General features: G+C 63.5%; 11 protein-coding genes, 1 other RNA gene and 1 pseudogene. 6 read left to right on the top strand and 7 right to left on the bottom strand.

Translation table 11 applies throughout. The annotated features are described in order from the left end of the window. Nucleotides 1-436 precede the first annotated feature (436 nt). Complete coding sequence (locus tag ACCQ06_RS16100; protein ID WP_316687233.1) at nucleotides 437-694, bottom strand: hypothetical protein; 258 nt, start codon at nucleotides 692-694, stop codon at nucleotides 437-439. Between the two features lie 223 nt (nucleotides 695-917). Between ACCQ06_RS16100 and ACCQ06_RS16095 the strand changes: the two genes are divergently transcribed. Together ACCQ06_RS16095 and ACCQ06_RS16090 are read left to right on the top strand one after the other, a co-directional pair. After that, complete coding sequence (locus tag ACCQ06_RS16095) at nucleotides 918-1,397, top strand: hypothetical protein (RefSeq protein ID WP_316687231.1); 480 nt, start codon at nucleotides 918-920, stop codon at nucleotides 1,395-1,397. 505 nt (nucleotides 1,398-1,902) lie between these two features. Continuing rightward, nucleotides 1,903-1,979, top strand: a non-coding RNA gene (locus ACCQ06_RS16090) — sX9 sRNA. Between the two features lie 327 nt (nucleotides 1,980-2,306). On the opposite strand, the gene ACCQ06_RS16085 is transcribed toward ACCQ06_RS16090, so the two are convergent. Next, entirely contained in the window at nucleotides 2,307-3,686 is a 1,380-nt protein-coding gene (locus tag ACCQ06_RS16085; RefSeq protein WP_104616730.1) for a serine hydrolase domain-containing protein, read from the bottom strand. A 334-nt stretch (nucleotides 3,687-4,020) separates the two neighbouring features. Between ACCQ06_RS16085 and ACCQ06_RS16080 the strand changes: the two are divergent. Together ACCQ06_RS16080 and ACCQ06_RS16075 are read left to right on the top strand one after the other, a co-directional pair. Then, nucleotides 4,021-5,396 (top strand): annotated as a pseudogene (locus ACCQ06_RS16080) (NTP/NDP exchange transporter). A 320-nt stretch (nucleotides 5,397-5,716) separates the two neighbouring features. Beyond that, nucleotides 5,717-6,067, top strand: a complete 351-nt coding sequence (locus ACCQ06_RS16075; RefSeq protein WP_104616750.1) for a DUF1304 domain-containing protein — start codon at nucleotides 5,717-5,719, stop codon at nucleotides 6,065-6,067. Between the two features lie 234 nt (nucleotides 6,068-6,301). Here the strand turns inward: ACCQ06_RS16075 and ACCQ06_RS16070 are convergent, their stop codons facing one another. Then, entirely contained in the window at nucleotides 6,302-8,776 is a 2,475-nt protein-coding gene (locus ACCQ06_RS16070) for an acyl-CoA dehydrogenase (RefSeq protein WP_104616732.1), read from the bottom strand. Further along, nucleotides 8,773-9,696, bottom strand: coding sequence for an alpha/beta fold hydrolase (locus ACCQ06_RS16065; RefSeq protein WP_316687228.1), 924 nt, complete (start codon nucleotides 9,694-9,696; stop codon nucleotides 8,773-8,775). Before ACCQ06_RS16065 ends, ACCQ06_RS16070 begins: the two co-directional genes overlap by 4 nt. Nucleotides 9,697-9,832: 136 nt before the next feature. Here ACCQ06_RS16065 and ACCQ06_RS16060 point away from each other — a divergent pair, with 136 nt between their 5' ends. Beyond that, complete coding sequence (locus ACCQ06_RS16060; RefSeq protein ID WP_104616733.1) at nucleotides 9,833-10,441, top strand: TetR/AcrR family transcriptional regulator; 609 nt, start codon at nucleotides 9,833-9,835, stop codon at nucleotides 10,439-10,441. A gap of 105 nt (nucleotides 10,442-10,546) precedes the next feature. On the opposite strand, the gene ACCQ06_RS16055 is transcribed toward ACCQ06_RS16060, so the two are convergent. From ACCQ06_RS16055 to hslO, 3 genes are all read right to left on the bottom strand, one after another. Beyond that, a complete protein-coding gene (locus tag ACCQ06_RS16055; RefSeq protein WP_316687223.1) occupies nucleotides 10,547-13,399 on the bottom strand; it encodes a TonB-dependent receptor domain-containing protein in 2,853 nt (950 codons plus the stop codon). A gap of 242 nt (nucleotides 13,400-13,641) precedes the next feature. Then, a complete protein-coding gene (locus ACCQ06_RS16050) occupies nucleotides 13,642-14,478 on the bottom strand; it encodes an XOO1806 family protein (protein ID WP_046964878.1) in 837 nt (278 codons plus the stop codon). A 152-nt stretch (nucleotides 14,479-14,630) separates the two neighbouring features. After that, a complete protein-coding gene (hslO, locus tag ACCQ06_RS16045) occupies nucleotides 14,631-15,521 on the bottom strand; it encodes an Hsp33 family molecular chaperone HslO (protein ID WP_104616735.1) in 891 nt (296 codons plus the stop codon). 75 nt (nucleotides 15,522-15,596) lie between these two features. Between hslO and mtgA the strand changes: the two genes are divergently transcribed. After that, the gene (gene mtgA / locus ACCQ06_RS16040; protein ID WP_228324226.1) at nucleotides 15,597-16,334 is read left to right on the top strand and encodes a monofunctional biosynthetic peptidoglycan transglycosylase; all 738 of its coding nucleotides are present in this window, start codon (nucleotides 15,597-15,599) and stop codon (nucleotides 16,332-16,334) included.

Genomic DNA, 16,334 nt, shown 5'->3' with positions numbered 1-16,334 from the left:
ATTGTGATCGGATGGGCGAGGGCAGTCGCTTGCACCTGCTGACGATCTCACGCCTGCAAGGTGGTTGGCGGTGACGTGATGCGATGCGCGCGGTGGCGTCCGTGTCCGGCTGATCGCCACGCGACACCACCTGCATGCCGGTGCGTCGGATTTCTGACGTGAGTCGCTCGTGAGGGTCTGGCGCGTGCTCGGTGAAAAAAATCGACGCGCGCAACGTGCGCCGACGACCGATCGACGTCGTGCGACATGCGCTCGGCGATGCGCAAGCGCACGTGCATGGCGATCAAAGAGCGCAATAAGTTTGCGCATTTCTGCTTGTGCGACGCCGGAAGTGGAGTTGCCGGATAAAAAATTTTCAGCTGGCGGACAGGCGGCAGACGATGCCGCAACGCGTAGCGCCTCGTCGCAGCGTGATCGCAATCGTCGGCTTGCGGATCTAGAGTGTTTTAAAAAAACAGCGGAAAAGAAGTGCTTTTTCGAAAACGCTGTTGTGCGCGCGTGCGCGACGAGCCCGCGCAACTGCCCTCGCGCGGTGTGCTTGCCGGACCTCGATGGCGAACATGGCGATGGTCGACTGAAAAAAAATTGCAAAAGAGTGTTGACAGTAAAAAAAAGCGTGATTAGGTTTCGCCCAGCAGACATCGCTGCGAAAGAGAGTGAGCAGAATCGACATCGAGCCGACACGCTTGTTCAAGACGTCCACCGAAGTACGCTCAATGGTGGAGTCGGGTTCGCTTCTCTCCAGAAAAGCAGTTGTCGTTTCGACTACGCACCCGTGTCGCCGTTCGATGCGGGTGTTTCTGTATCCGTCCCGTCGCGCATTACCTGCGGACGGTACCCGACGACGGCATGCCGGCGCGGGGTTTGGTTCAACTGGGCGTTTCACCTCCATAGTTCACTGACGAGGAGCCAATTACATGGCCACTAAAAAAGCTGCGAAAAAGAAACCCACCGCCAAAAAGGCAGTGAAGAAGACCGCCGCCAAGAAGGCGACCAAGAAGGTCGCTAAGAAGGCAACGGCCAAGAAGGCAGTGAAGAAGACTGCTGCCAAGAAGGCCGTCAAGAAGACCGCAAAGAAGGCAACCGCCAAGAAAGCAGTGAAGAAGACTGCCAAGAAGGCAACCAAGAAGACTGCCGCCAAGAAGGCAGTGAAGAAGACCGCAAAGAAGGCGACCAAGAAGACTGCCGCCAAAAAGGCCGTCAAGAAAGCCGCCAAGAAAGCAGTGAAGAAGACTGCCAAAAAGGCAGTCGCGAAGAAGGCGACCAAGAAGTCCGCCACCAAGAAGGCTGCTACCAAGAAGACTGCTGTGAAGAAGGTCGCCAAGAAGAAGCCGGCCGCTCGCAAGAAGAAGGCCGCTCCGGTCGCGCTGCCTGCAACTCCGGCACCGCTGATCTGATCTGCAACACCCGATCGCCGTAAACATCGAGCTCTCTCCCCGACGCCCAGCGGGGAGGGAGCTTTTTTATTGCGCGACACCGCGACCACGTCCGATGCAGTGCGCGGATACCGGCCGCCATCGAGGCGACGCGGTTCGCGAGGTGGCACGGTCTGGAGCTGTAGCCTTGCCGATAACGCCAGCGCCAATGGCGAGAGCTTCTCAAGAAGGCAGTCTTGCACGACGCATTGACGCGTCCGATGCATCACCCAAGGCTGCACTTTCGTCGAGGCGGCGATGCTTCCAATCCGTACCGATATCGGTATCGGCGTTCCCGAAGGATTGTTCGGCCACCACTTGTCCAGTCCGATTCCCTGCGCCGTCGGTTTGCCGGATGCAACGACAGTTCGCCGCCGTCGCAGTGCCCGGCTCCGGTCTCTCGACCACGCGACAGCCAGATGATTTAGAGCAGCGAACAAAACGATTGTGCTCATCGCACGGCGAACGCGGCCGGTACTGATGCGGCATGGGCCACGCTTACACTGCGGTTCTGAGTGCGCCGTCCACACCCACCCGACGACGGTTCGCTGCGTGTTGTCAGCCGCTCTTGGTCCGACACGTTGTGGTGCAGGGTGCCGCGGATCCAGCAATGACGCCTGCAGCAGCCTGACGGCGGCTGCACCTCTCGCGTCGATCCGCTGTCCAGCCACCGCATCCGCCCGTCACCTGCAACGACGACGGATGCAGCCCAACAGTGCTGCCCAGATGCAGTAGCCCGCTGCAGCGTTGGTGCCATGCACGCTGCCAAGCACACGCCTGGCGCCAGGGCGTTCAAACCAGCCACAGACCTCAGTGTTCAGAAACGACACAGGCGGCCTTGGCCGCCTGTGTTGATGCATGCACCGAGGAGTCGGTACCGGCGCGCCGAACTCAGCGCGGCGATGCCACCGACTTGCCGGACGACGCACCCTTGCCAGCCGGGTCGGCCTTCTCTGCCAGCATGTTCTCGCTGCCGAAATCGCCGTCCACATCGACATCCAGCCAACGCTTGGCCGGCAAACCGAGTGCGCGGTCCAGGATGGTCGGCAGCATGCCCGACGGCAGGCCGCTTTCGCCATTCCACAGGATGGCGATGCCGACATCGCGCTCGGGCAGCAACGCAACCAGGCCGCGGTAGCCCTGCACCGCACCTGCATGGAAGATCACCTGATGACCCGCGTAGTCGAATACGCGCCAGCCCAGCGCATAGCTGGCCGCGTCCACGCGCTCATGGCGCCAGCCCGAACGCATTTCGCCCGGCGTGGAGATCAGCGGTGCATGCAGTGTCGCCAGCAGTGGCGCAGGCAACACGTCGGTGCGATGGCCGGTGTGTGCGAGCAGCCACTGCGCCATGTCGCTGGCGCTGGCATTGACGCCGGCAGCAGGCGCAAGCCGGTAGTAGGTGGGCTTGGGCGTCAGCGACACCCAGCCGTTGCGGCTGCGCACGTGCGGGCGCGCCCAATGCGGGCTGGCCTGGATGCCGGCCAGCCCCATGCTGGCATCGTTCATGCCGAGCGGCTTGAAGATGCGGCGTTCTACCGATTGCTCGTAGAAACTGCCTGAGGCGGCGAAGACCACGTCACCGACCAGACTGAAGGCGACGTTCTGATACGCATAGCAATCGCCCGGCGCGCACCGCAGCGGCGCGGCGGCCAGCTTGTGGCTCAGCGAGTAGTAGTCGACATTGGATTCGATATCGCGGTCGTAGGCATTGCGGGTCAGGCCGACACGATGACTGAGCACCTCGGCGACGGTGAGCTGCCGTGTGGCGACGTTGTCGCTCAGCTGGAAGCCGGGCACGTAGTCGACCACCTTGCTGTCCCAACGCAATACGCCATCGTTGACCAGCAGGCCAGCCATGGTGCCGGCGAAGGCCTTGGACAGCGACGCCAGGCGGAACACGGTATGCGCATCGACCGGTTGCGGGTGATTGACGTCGGTGACGCCATAGCCGCGCGCGCTGAGCACCTTGCCGCCCTGCACGATGGCCATCGCCATGCCGGGCACGCGGTTGCCGTAGGTCAACTGGTCGGCCATCGATTCGAACGCCGCCACGTCGAAGCCGGCGGCCGGCGCCAACACGCTGCTGGCCGGCAACGCGGTGCGATACGGAAGCGGGGCGGTGGGCGACTGCGCGACGGTCGCCGGCTGCAGCGCGTAAGCGGTGGGCGCGGGCGTCTGTGCCGTGGAAGAGAGGGCCAGAGGCAATAACGCCCCGAGCAGCCCGATGGCCAACGGACGGAACCGTCGGCGCCTGCGCATTACTGTCATGGTTGTCCCGCCTGTTCCACTGCTGCTTGGAGCGATTCTAGCCCCGCGCTTCGCAATAGCACAAACTGCCGGAAGATGAATGGGCATCATATTGATCCTATTGACGATTTGGGTTCAGAAATCGGGCTGATCAGGGCCGTGGCGACGCCACGCAGGGTGCATGCGAAGAGGGTTGCAAGCGCCGTGCCGGGGCAGCTCACGCGCGCGCCGCAGCGTCCTGCCTCCGCCGCTGGTGGTGCTGCGCCGCATCGGCTAACTTGCGCGCTACTTCGTCAGGTGCTGCCGCCGCCATGTTCTTGCTGTCGGGCTCGTTCGCACGGGCGATGTTGACGCCATGACCCGTCCCTCTGCGCCGCGCTCGGCGGCTGGCCGTCTGGGCGCTGCGCTGCGCAGTTCGCCACCCCTGGCGTGGTCGTTCCTGTATTTCTTCTGCCTGCTCAGCGGTTACTACGTGCTGCGTCCGGTGCGCGAGGCGATGGGTGCATCCTCCGATGTGGCCGCGTTGTTTCCGGCCAGCATGATCGGCTTCTTCGCCACGCACGGCATGCCGCTCAAGGACTTCACCTTGCAGGTGTTGTTTACCTGCACCTTCCTGATCATGCTGCTACTGCAGCCGGTGTACGGCGCGGTGGTCAGCCGCTATCCGCGGCGCGTGTTCCTGCCGCTGGTCTACGGTTTCTTCATTGCGACCCTGCTGCTGTTCTACGTGCTGTTCGACAGCGGTGTGCCAGGGCGCGGGATGGCGTTCTTTTTGTGGCTCACGGTCTTCAACCTGTTTGCCGTGGCGGTGTTCTGGAGCTTCATGGCCGATGTCTTCAGCAATGCCGAAGCGCGCAACTACTACGGCTATATCGGCGCGGCCGGCACCCTGGGCGCGTTTCTCGGGCCGATCCTCACCCGCACCTTGGTCGAGCGTATCGGCATTGCGCACCTGATGCTGGTGTCGGCCGGGTTCCTGACGGTCTGCGTGGTCTGCGTATTGCGGCTGCGGCTGTGGGCGGTGGCGCGCGAACAGGAGCGCCAACTGGAGTCCGGCGAGGTGCCGATGGGCGGCGACGTGCTAGGCGGCCTCAAGCTGATCGTGCGCGAGCCGTTGCTGCGCTGGCTGGCGTTGATGACGTTATTCGGCGTGGGCGTGGGCACCTTGCTCTATAACGAGCAGGCGGCGTTGGTACGGCGGCTCTACACCGATGCGGCGACCAGCACGGCGTACTACGCCAGTATATCGACCTGGCGGTCAACGCGCTCGCCCTGGTGCTGCAATTGCTGGTGACGCGCGCGCTGTTGTCGCGCTTCGGCATCGCACCGGCGCTGCTGATTCCGGGCGTGGCCATCACCTTGGGGTACGCGGTGCTGGCAGCCTCGCCATTGCCGCTGATGATCGCCATCGTGCAGGTGATCACGCGCTCCAGCGAGTTTGCACTGGCCAAGCCGGCGCGCGAAACCTTGTACACGCGGGTCAGCCGCGAATGGCGCTACAAGGCCGGTGCGGCGATCGACACGGTGGTCTATCGCGGCGGCGACCTGAGCTTTGTGTGGATCCACAAGCTGGTGTCGGGCTTGGGGTCCACCGCGGTGTTCGGGGTTGGTCTATTGGCGGCAGTGGGCATGACGCTGGGCACGCTCGGCCTGCTGCGCGAAGCACGTAAGTTGCCTGCAGAGCGCGATGGTGTGGCGGACGGGCGCGCAGCGGAGTCGCAGGGCGAGTAACGCCTTTGCTTGCGGATGCGTTGTGGCTGCGCTTGGCGACCTTGCCTGGATATCCATGGAGCGATAACGCACACGGCGCGTGCGATCAAGCGCTGACGCGTGGTGTCGCTTGCAGGCGATGCGTCCATCCCGCGCGATGCGCGACATCGGCGGCTACCTGATGAGGTCCCGCATGCGCCGCCGATCACCATGCAGCGACCATTGCTGCCTCGGTGACGCCATCTCGTCGCGAGGCACCGGTCACGCGCTGCGCGTATTGCCGGACAGCCGGCGCGGCATCGCGGCTATGCTTGCGGCCACGTCCCTACGACTTTTTCGCCATGTCCCTGTTCGCGATCATCGCCGGCACCCTCGTCGGCCTGCTGCATGTCTACATCCTGGTGCTGGAGATGGCGCTGTGGACGCACCCCTTGGGCCTGAAGACCTTCCGCAACACACCGGAAAAGGCACAGGCCACACGCGTGCTGGCGGCCAACCAGGGCCTCTACAACGGCTTTCTCGCCGCAGGCCTGCTCTGGGGCGCGCTGGCAGCACGGGTCGATGTGCTGAGCTTCTTCTTAGGGTGCGTGGTGGTGGCGGGGTGCTACGGCGCCTATAGCGTCAATCGCCGCATCTTCTTTGTGCAGGCCTTGCCGGCGTTGATCGCACTCGGGTTGGTGTGGCTGCCGTAGTGAGGCAGCGTCGGCAGCGTGTTCGCCACACGTAACAAAGGGATTACCCGCGATGTGGCATCGCCGGTAACCCCCGCATCGCGTGCAGGCCCACGCTTGCGAAAGAGCTACTTGAAGTTGACTGGTCGGCAGCTCAACGCCGCACATGGCGTCGCTGGGCGATGGGCGAGACCCGCAAACAACGACGGCGGGCTTGAAAGCCCGCCGTCGTGGCGAATCACCTTGACCTGACTCTTATGCCGCTTCGCGCGGCTGCTGTGCCTGCGGCTTGTCGTAGAAGCTCGCCGCACGCAGCTCGTGCGGATCGAAGTCGTCCACGGTGATGGTATCCATCATGATCTCGCGCAGCTCTTCCAGCAGCTTGCGCTCGTCCAGGGTGAGCACGCCCTCGGCCACGGCTTCGTCCAGCTGCGCCGGGAAATCCAGCGCTTCGATGCCCTTGGTCTTGAGCGCCTTGAGGAACTTGCGCTCCACCGGCTCGGCCATCACCGCCTTGGTCAGGTAGCTGGCGATACGGCCACCCGGGTTGTTGGCGCACGGGGTCAGGAACACCCCCTGGGCCAGGCGATCGCGCGCTTCGTTCGGAGCCATCAGGATCGATGCCACGCGATGGCCCAGGCGGTCGCCCGGCGCTTCGGCACGACGGCCCAGCGGGAAGATCAGCACCCACATCAGCCAACCCACCGGGCGGATCGGGAAGTTACGCAGCGCTGCCGACAGCGCGGTTTCGATCTTGTGCACGCTGTCGTGGAACGCCCAGGCCAGCAGCGGCTGGTCGGCCGCCGGCGCACCTTCGTCGTGGTAGCGCTTGAGTATCGCGCTGGTCATGTAGATATGGCTCAGCACATCGCCCAAACGACCGGACAACGACTCCTTGAACTTCAACTTGCCGCCCAGCATCAGCATCGACACGTCGGCCATCAGGGCCAGGTTGGCCGAGTAACGATCCAGCTTGCGGAAGAAGCGACGCGTGTATGCATCGCCCGGCGCCGCACCGATGCGCGCACCGGTCAGGCCGAACCAGAACGAACGCACGGCGTTGGAAATACCGAAGCGGATGTGACCGAACAGGCTCTGGTCGAACTCTTCCAGACCGCGGCGCGTATCCGGATCCTGCGCCGCCTTCATTTCCTTCATCACCCACGGATGGCACAGGATGGCGCCCTGGCCGAAGATCAGCAGGCTGCGGGTCATGATGTTGGCGCCTTCCACGGTCACGCCGATCGGCGCGGCCTGCCAGGCGCGGCCGGCGAAGTTGCGCGGCCCCAGGATGATGCCCTTGCCGCCGATCACATCCATCATGTCGCTGACCACTTCGCGGCCCATGGTGGTGCAGTGGTACTTGGCAATCGCCGACGGCACCGACGGCACGTCGCCGCGGTCTACCGCAGCTGCAGTGGCCTGCGCCAGCGCGCTGATCGCATAGGCCTTGCCGCCGATCCGCGCGAGCGCTTCTTCCACGCCCTCGAAGCGACCGACCGACAGGCCGAACTGCTTGCGAATGCGTGCATACGCACCGGTCACCACCGCGGCGTACTTGCCGCCGCCGCTGGCGGTGGAGGGCAGGGTGATCGAACGACCCACTGCCAGACACTCGTTGAGCATGTTCCAGCCCTTGCCCACCATCTCCACGCCGCCGATCAGCTGGCTGAGCGGAATGAACACCTCGGTGCCACGGATCGGGCCGTTCTGGAAGGTGGAATTCAGCGGGAAATGACGGCGGCCGATTTCCACTCCCGGGGTCTCGCGCGGCAGCAGCGCCAGGGTGATGCCGATGTCCTTCTTGTCGCCGATCAGGCCGTCCGGGTCGTAGGCGCGGAACGCCAGACCAATCAACGACGCCACCGGCGCCAGGGTGATGTAACGCTTGTCGAAGGTGAGCTTGACGCCGAGCACGTTGGCGCCATTCCACTCGCCCTTGCAGACGATGCCGTAGTCGGGGATCGAGGTCGCATCCGAGCCCGCAAACGGACCGGTCAGACCGAAACACGGCACTTCCGCACCGACGGCCAGACGCGGCAGGTAATAGTCTTTTTGTTCCGGGGTGCCGTAATGCAGCAGCAGCTCACCCGGCCCGAGCGAGTTCGGCACACCGACGGTGGAGCTGACCACGCTGGAGATCGACGACAGCTTCTGGATCACCTTGTGGTGCGCCAGCGCGCTGAAACCCAGGCCACCGTATTGCTTGGGGATGATCATGCCGAAGAACTTGTTCTTCTTGATGTAGTCCCACAACTCCGGCGGCAGGTCGGCATGGACGTGGGTGATTTCCCAGTCGTTGACCATCTTGCATAGCTCTTCCACCGGGCCATCCAGGAACGCCTGCTCTTCGGCGGTCAACTGCGGCTTTGGGTAGCTGAGCAGCTTCTGCCAATCCGGGTCGCCGGTGAATAGCTCGCCCTCGAAACCGACCGAGCCGGTTTCCAGCGCGATGCGCTCGGTCTGCGACAGCGGCGGCAGCACCTTGCGGAAAAACGCCATCAACGGCGTGGTCAGCAACGGCTTGCGCAGGAACGGCAACAGCACCGGAGCGGATACCAGCACCACCAGTGCGGCGGCGACGATGGTGGCGGTGAGATTGGCACCCAACAGCCAGCATGCCACCAGCACGCAGGCGCTGATCGCAACCCAGGTGGCAAGGCGCATGCGGTGATAGGCAGCGATACCCGCCGCCAGGATGACGAGGAGGAACGGTGCAACGATGCTCATGGTCTTGCTCCAGTGACATGCTCGGTGATGTTGGACGCTGCAATGGTGCCAACCGAGGGCAGTGCGTCCAGATAATGCAACACGGTGGCGGTAAAGGTGGTGTTGTCGTCGCCGGCCAGCATGTGCGTGGCGTCGGCCAGCTGCACGTGCTGCGCGTGCGGGGCGATCGACAGGAATTCGGTGATGTTGTCCGGTGTGACCAGATCGCTGCGCTCGCCGCTGATCAACAGCATCGGGCAGTGCACCTGCGCTGCGGCTTCCAGCAAGGCATGCTGCTGCAACTGCGCGTCCTGGCCGGCCAGTTCGTCGACCAGGCGCGGGTCCCAGTGCCAGTGCCAACGGCCATCTGCGCGCTGACGCAGCAATGCGTGTAACTGGCGCCCAGTCTTGCGCGGGCGATGCGGCAGATACGCGGCAATCGCATCGGCCGCGGCATCCAGCGAAGCGAATCCATCCGGATGCGCGGTCATGAAGCGCAGGATGCGCTCCACGCCCGTGGTGTCCCAGCGCGGCGTGATGTCGACCAGCACGATCGCGCGGAACAGCCCCGGCCAACGCGCCTCGGCGAGCAGCCCGAACAGGCCGCCCATCGAGGCAGCCACCAGGACCGGCGGCTCGGGCTGCTCGCCTGCCAGCACGATCAGGTCGTCGGTGAACTGCGTGGGCGAATAGGGCAGTTCGACCGCATTGAAGCTCGAATCGCCATGGCCGCGCGCATCGTAGGAAAGTGCACGGTAGCCAGCCTGCGCCAAGGCGGTTGCCGTCGCTTCCCAGGCATGCCGCGTCTGCCCAAACCCATGCGCCAGCAGCACTGTTTGTGCGTGCTGCGCACCCCGTACCGACACGGCCAGCTCCACGTCGCCAGCGCTAACGCGCGACATGGTCGCAATGGGGGCAAGCGTAGAGGGAGAAGTAACCATACCTAATGGTATGGATGCAGAGCACCTGCTGTCAATACTCCCTCGTATGGAGCGTTAAGCCCTTGAATCATGGCGGTTGTCTGTCATTTTTGTGATGCATACTGCAACTGACTCAGGCGTATGGTTAAATCGCGCCATGAACGACACCACCGAATCCAGCCCCACCCCACCCCGTGCCAGTTCCGGTCGCGGCAACCGCCTCAGCGCGGACGACTGGGCACAGGCCGCGCTGGACCTGATCGCCGAACAAGGCGTCGGAGCCGTCGCTGTCGAGCCATTGGCGCGCCGCCTCGGCGTCACCAAGGGCAGCTTCTACTGGCATTTCCCCTCGCGCGACGCGCTGTTGCAAGCCGCCCTGGAGCGCTGGGAAATCTTCGAACAGAAGGAAGTGTTCGGCAGCCTGGAAGACGTGCCCGACCCCAGCGCCCGCCTGCGCGCGCTGTTTCAGTTGGTCGCCCACGAAGTCACGCCGCACGTGATCTATAGCGAACTGCTCAAGGCACTCGACCACCCCGCCGTGCGCCCGGTCATCGACCGTGTCTCGCAACGCCGCCTCGACTACCTGATCGCCTCGTTCCGCCAGGCCGGCCTGTCCCGCACCGACGCCCAGCATCGCGCCCGCCTCGCCTACGCGGCTTACGTCGGCTTCCTGCAGTTATCGCTGCAACTGCAGCAACCCAAGCAGGCCCGCGAAGAATTCGAATCCTACGTCGAGCATGTGATTCAGACGTTGATTCCTGGGTAGAGCCATGCCGAACTGCCGCTAGATGTACCGAAGCGACAGCCAATAAAAAAAGCCGCGATTCTTTCGAATCGCGGCTTTTTGTTTACGGTCTACGCAAACTGCCTATCAGAACTTCTGGGTGTAGCGCATGTAATAGAAACGACCCGGAATTTCGTACTGCGAGTCGAAGCTATTGGCAAACGCGGTCGCAGCTTGCGGCGGATCGCGGTCGAAAGCGTTGTTCACGCCAACGGTCACGCGAGCATTCCACGGAGCCTTCCAGTAAGCGGCCAGATCGGTGTAGGTCACGCTCGGAACATGGTTACGCGGAGCAGCGCCAGCGCTGGTCCTGCGATTCGGATCCGAGCACAGCAGTGCCACGTTGGCCGGGGTCGCGACATTGGCGCCGGTGCAGTTTTCAACCTGCGAGCTGTAGTAACGCATCGAGGCCGAGCCGCCGATATCGCCCAGTTCCCAGTTCAGCATCAGGTTGGAGCGGATACGCCAGTTGTTGTCACGTGCCGAACCGCCGCGGTACAGACCAACGCGGTTTTCCGGATCCTGCAGCGGTTTTTCGACCACGAACTTGCTCATGTAGGTCGAATCCCACACCACATTGAAGCTGCCCCAAGCGGTGTCCGGCAGGCGGTAGCCCACGGTCAGGTCGTAGCCTTCGGCTTCGATCCTGGCGATGTTGTTGGGTACGGCCAACAGGTTGGAGACTTCGCCGGTCGGCTCGCGCTGAATCAGCGAGCAGGCATTGGCGATACCGCCCACGTAGCAGCTGTCCAGGGTTTCCTGCACGGTCTGCGTGTCGATCGCGTCTTCGATCTCGATGTTCCACCAGTCGAGCGAGACATCCAGGCCGGTGACCCAGCCCGGGCTGTAGACGAAGCCCAACGTCTTGGACGTCGAGGTTTCCGGCTGCAGGTTCGGGTTGCCGCCGGTCGCGGTGCGCACCTGCGGGTTGGCCTGTGCATAAGCCGGCACCGCGCCGCACGAGCCCGGGCGGGTTGCGTTGACCGAACCATCGCTGAAAGTGCCTGCGCACGGATCGCGTACGTCTTCGAAGGTGTCGCTCACGCCCTGGAACAGTTCGTTGATCGACGGGGCGCGGAAGCCCTGCGACCAGTTACCACGAATCATCAGGTCGCTGATCGGCTTCCAGCGGAAACCGAACTTGCTGTTGGTGGTATCGCCGAAGTTGCTGTAATCCGAATAACGCGTCGCCAGGCTGAAGTCGAGCAACTGGGCGCCAGGCAGGTCGGCCAGCAGCGGCACGGCGAGTTCGAGGTAGGCTTCGTCCAGCTTGTAGCCGCCGTTGGTGGCGGTACGCGCATTGCCGGTGGTGTCGCCGGAGTTGATCAGCGCGTCCGGATCATCAAAGCCCGACTCTTCGCGGTGTTCAGCGCCCAAGGAGAAGGCAAACGCGCCTCCCTGCAGATCGAACAGTTCGCCGCCGATGTTGCCGAAGTAAGTCTTCTGCTCATATCCGTACAGGTCATGCGCATTGAAACCGGCATAGCTCAGCATTTCCGGGGTCAACGAACCCGGGCCGCTCAGCATGTTCATCGGGACGCAGCCGTCGATGGTGCTGGCAGCGGTGCCGCAACGTGCGACGCCACCTGCGTCAACAAACGACGGGCCAAGTGCATTGCGCAGCGCGGAGATGTTGAACAGGCCAGTGGTGCGATCGGTCTGGTCGTTCTTGCCGTAGAACATACCGGCTTCCCAGCTGAAGAAGCGCTGACCAACTTCGAAGTCACCTTCGAATGCACCGCTGAAACCGAACGTCTTGACGTTCTGGCTGAAAATGCGACCGCCGGTTTCTTCAGCACGGTACTGGATGTAATCGATATCGCGGCCAGTGTTGTTGTAGATGTTGTTGGCAGAGATGACGATGTCTGCACCATTGGTGCCAGGTGCGGAGCGACCCAGCACGATCGGCATCGGCGCGAGGATCTGGCTCGACTCACGCTCGTTGTAGGTCACCGTGGTCTTGAAGCGCACGTTGTCGGTGATCGACAGGCCAGCGTCGGCAAACACCGACTTACGCTCCTGCGGGGTCACCAGATAGTTGGCCGGTGCGAAGTTGTAGCTGTCGGCAGCCGTGTAATTGCGCGAGGTCGTACCACCGTTGTTGGTGATGGAGAACCCCGGCGTTCCATTGAAACGGGTTGCGCCGAATGTCGGAGCGCCGGTGGTGGGATCAGGGCCGGTCGGTCCGAAGATGCCGAAACGTCCACCCGGAATCGTGGTGCTATTTCCCGTGCCCCGAACCGCGCCGAAGACCGGCACTGCGGAAATCTCGCGATCGCCCGCCCACACTTGCTCTTCCTTGACGTAGCCGACACCCAGCGTGGCGTGCCAACGATCGCCGGTCGAGCCGATGGTGAAGTCGTAGGACTCGCGGCTGCCATCGCCCTTGTCGTACTGACCGAAATACGCATTCGCTTCGGCGCCATCGAAGTTCTGACGCAGGATGATGTTGACAACGCCGGAGATAGCGTCGGAGCCGTAAATCGTGGAGGCGCCGTCCTTCAGCACTTCGATGCGCTCGACGGCAGCAGTCGGAATCGTGTTGAGGTCGACTGCGCCGCCCAGGCCTGTACCGCCGACCCAACGACGACCATTGACCAGCACCAGGGTGCGGTTGGAGCCGAGATTGCGGAGGTTGACGCGTGTTTCGCCGTTGCCGCCATTGTTGACGTTGCTGTTGAGCGCCGAACCGCCCGAGCTGATGTTCTGGATCACGTCACCGATCGAGGTCAGACCCTGCGATTCGATCTGCTGACGGCTCATGCTGAAGACCGGCTGCGATGTTTCGACGTCGGCGCGCTTGATGCGCGAACCGGTGACTTCGATCTTGTCAAGGTTGGTGGTGCCGGCTTCCTGAGCGATGGCGGTACCAGTACCGCCCACACCCACGACAAGCGCGAGGACAACTGCATCGCGCAGCTTGTTGGACTTGCAATTCATTAGCTCTCTCTCCAAGTGATCTTGGGTACTGCCAAGGGTTGTTTGCCTGTCGGGGGTTCCGAAGAAGCGGATCCAAAACGTCAGGGTGAACCGATGGTATATGCGTTGCGCCAGGAATTAAAGTCCCGTTAACGAAAAAGAAGGAAGTTGTGAAAAAGTGCCGTTTCAGGTATTCCTGAACGAAAAACGCCACCGATTTTGTGATCGGTGGCGCTCTTGGAATTTCGTTTCAGGTCAGTGGCTTACAGGTCTTGCTCATACCTGACATAAGGAATCGTGCCGTCGCTGTTGCTCTCGTTGTTCGGAGCAAACGGGTTCTTGCCGCGGGAGATGACGTTCTCTGCGCCGACCGTCAACTGGCCGCTCCAGGGGGTGCGCCAGGTCAGGCCAAGGCCCAGGCCTTCCCATTTTTCCGGCTGGCCGGGGACGTCGACAACGCGGCCGATGACATTGGCGCTGAAGGCGCCATAGCCACCGCCGACGCTGAGGGTCTTGCTGTCCCACTGGTCGGCGATGGCCGGGGAGACGTCAGCCAGCGGGACCAGGCGCGCACGGGCGTAGGTGCCGCCGATCGAGACAAAGCCTTCGCGGCCGATGTTTTTCTGGCCGAAGACAGTCAGGTCGTTCTGCTCGACGCGGGTCAGCGGTGCCTTGCCGGCGCCGATCAGCCAGGCGGGCAGGGTGTCGCGACCGGCACCTGCGGTGACGCCGACGCGGCCACTGCCACGGTTGAAGCCCAGCGTGCCGGAGACACGGCGCGATGCGGCGGCGCTGTCTTCTTCATCGTCGCCGATGCCGGCGAGCAGGCAGTGACTGGCAAGACCGCTGATGTTGGTGCCACGGCTGCTGTTACAGAGCAGACCCAGCGAATCGCCCGAGGTCAGGCCGAACGCGGCATCCAGCGAATTACGGCCGAAATGCCAGCGCGCGCCGGCCTTCTGCTCGCCAGTGGGTTCCAGGTACAGAAAGGCTTCCACCTTGCCGCTCCCCTTGTTCCACACCGGCAGGATGGTGCTTTCGCGCAGCTGCTGGGACGCCGACTGCGCATGCACACCCGTCGCTGCCGCAAGGGCAACCAGCAAAGCGAGCGGAAGGCGCAGAAGGTGTCGCATACCAGAGTTCAGACCCAGGGGCAGTTGTTAAGTTCCCGAGAGCGGGCGATGAGAATGCTAGGGCGTTTATGATTATTTAACAAGTGGTCGCGTTCCCCAGAACGCACCCCCGATGCTATCTATTGCAACCGTTCCGGCGCCTGCTGAGAGGGCTGCGCCGTGCTGAAAAGTACGGCCAACTCGGTCAACGGAAAGTGATACTCGCGGCCACAGAACTCGCACCGCACTTCCACCTCGCCGGTCTCTTCAGCGGCTGCGCGCGCCTCTTCTTCACCCAGCGATTCCAGCATCGACGCGACCCGCTCGCGCGAGCAGGAGCAACCGAAGCTGAGCGGTTTGCCGCCCAGCAGCTGCGGGTCTTCTTCGTGGAACAGGCGGTGCAGCAGATCTTCGCTGGCCACCGACAACAGCTCAGGCGCGCCGAGGGTGTCGAACAGGGCACCGATGCGGGTCCAGCCGTCGTTGTCGCCTTCGTCGCCGGGCAGTTTCTGCAGCAGCAGTCCAGCGGCCTGATCCGGGCCGGCGGCCAGCAGCAGGCGGGTCGGCAACTGCTCGGACTGCTGGAAATAGGTTTCGAAGGCTTCGGCCAGATCCGGAGCCTGCATGCCGACCAGGCTCTGGTAGCGCTGCGGTTCGCGCGGGTCCAGGCCGGGATTTTCGATGGTGATCGCCAGCAGCGCGGCCTCGCCCAGCTCGCGCAGGTCGGTGGGCGCGTCGGCACCCTCGGCCAGTTGCACGATGCCGCGCAAAGTGCCTGCGGCGGTGCATTCGGCAAACAGGGTGCGCATTGTGTCGTTGCCGCGCAACTGCACCGACAGACGTCCGTCGACCTTGGTATGGCCGGTGAACAGGGCGGCCGCCACCGCCGCTTCGCCCAGCAGCTGGCGCGCGGCCGGCGGGTACTCGGCTGCGCCCTGGACGTCGTGCCAGGCCTTGGTCAGACGCACATGGACACCGCGCACGCCGGCGGCAGGCAGCAGGAAACGGGAAAGCTGATCGTGATCGGTCATGGAGACATCGGACGTAAGGGACGCTGGTTGCCGGATAATGCGGCAGGCGTCGGGATTGAAGGTCGAAGCGAACTAATGGGGACGGATGCATTGGATGGCAAGCAGGTGACACCGCCACGGCGCAGGCGCTGGCTGCGCTGGATTCTGGCCGCGCCGCTGCTGTTCGCCGCGGCCAGCGTGCTGCAGGTGTTAGTGCTGCGGGTGGTCGACCCGCCGATCAGCAGCATGATGGTTGGGCGCTACCTGGAGGCCTGGGGCGAGGGGGACGGGAGTTTTTCGCTGCACCAGCAGTGGCGCGATTACGATCAGATCGCCGCCAGCCTGCCGATTTCGGTGGTCGCTGCCGAGGATCAGCAGTTTCCGATGCATCACGGGTTCGATCTGCAGGCCATCGAGAAGGCGCGCGATCACAATGCACGCGGCGGGCGCGTGCGTGGCGCCAGCACGATCAGTCAGCAGGTCGCCAAGAATGTCTTTCTGTGGCAAGGCCGCAGTTGGGTGCGCAAAGGCCTGGAAGCCTGGTACACCGTGCTGATCGAGCTGTTCTGGCCCAAACAGCGGATTCTGGAGATGTACCTCAACGTGGCCGAATTTGGCGACGGGGTGTACGGCGCGCAGGCGGCTGCGCGGCAGTTCTGGGGGAAGGATGCGGCGGGCTTGTCGCCGACCGAGTCGGCGCGTCTGGCCGCGGTATTGCCATCGCCAAGACGCTACGACGCACGTCGGCCGGGTGCATATGTGCAGCGGCGCACCGCCTGGATTCAACGGCAGGCACGCCAGTTGGGCGGCGCTGCTTATCTGCAGGCGCCGTGA

This window comes from Xanthomonas sp. NCPPB 4467, assembly GCF_041475665.2.
Lineage (GTDB): Bacteria > Pseudomonadota > Gammaproteobacteria > Xanthomonadales > Xanthomonadaceae > Xanthomonas > Xanthomonas dyei.
Note: the sequence above shows the minus strand (reverse complement) of the source record. Positions and strands in the feature narration are given on the sequence as shown.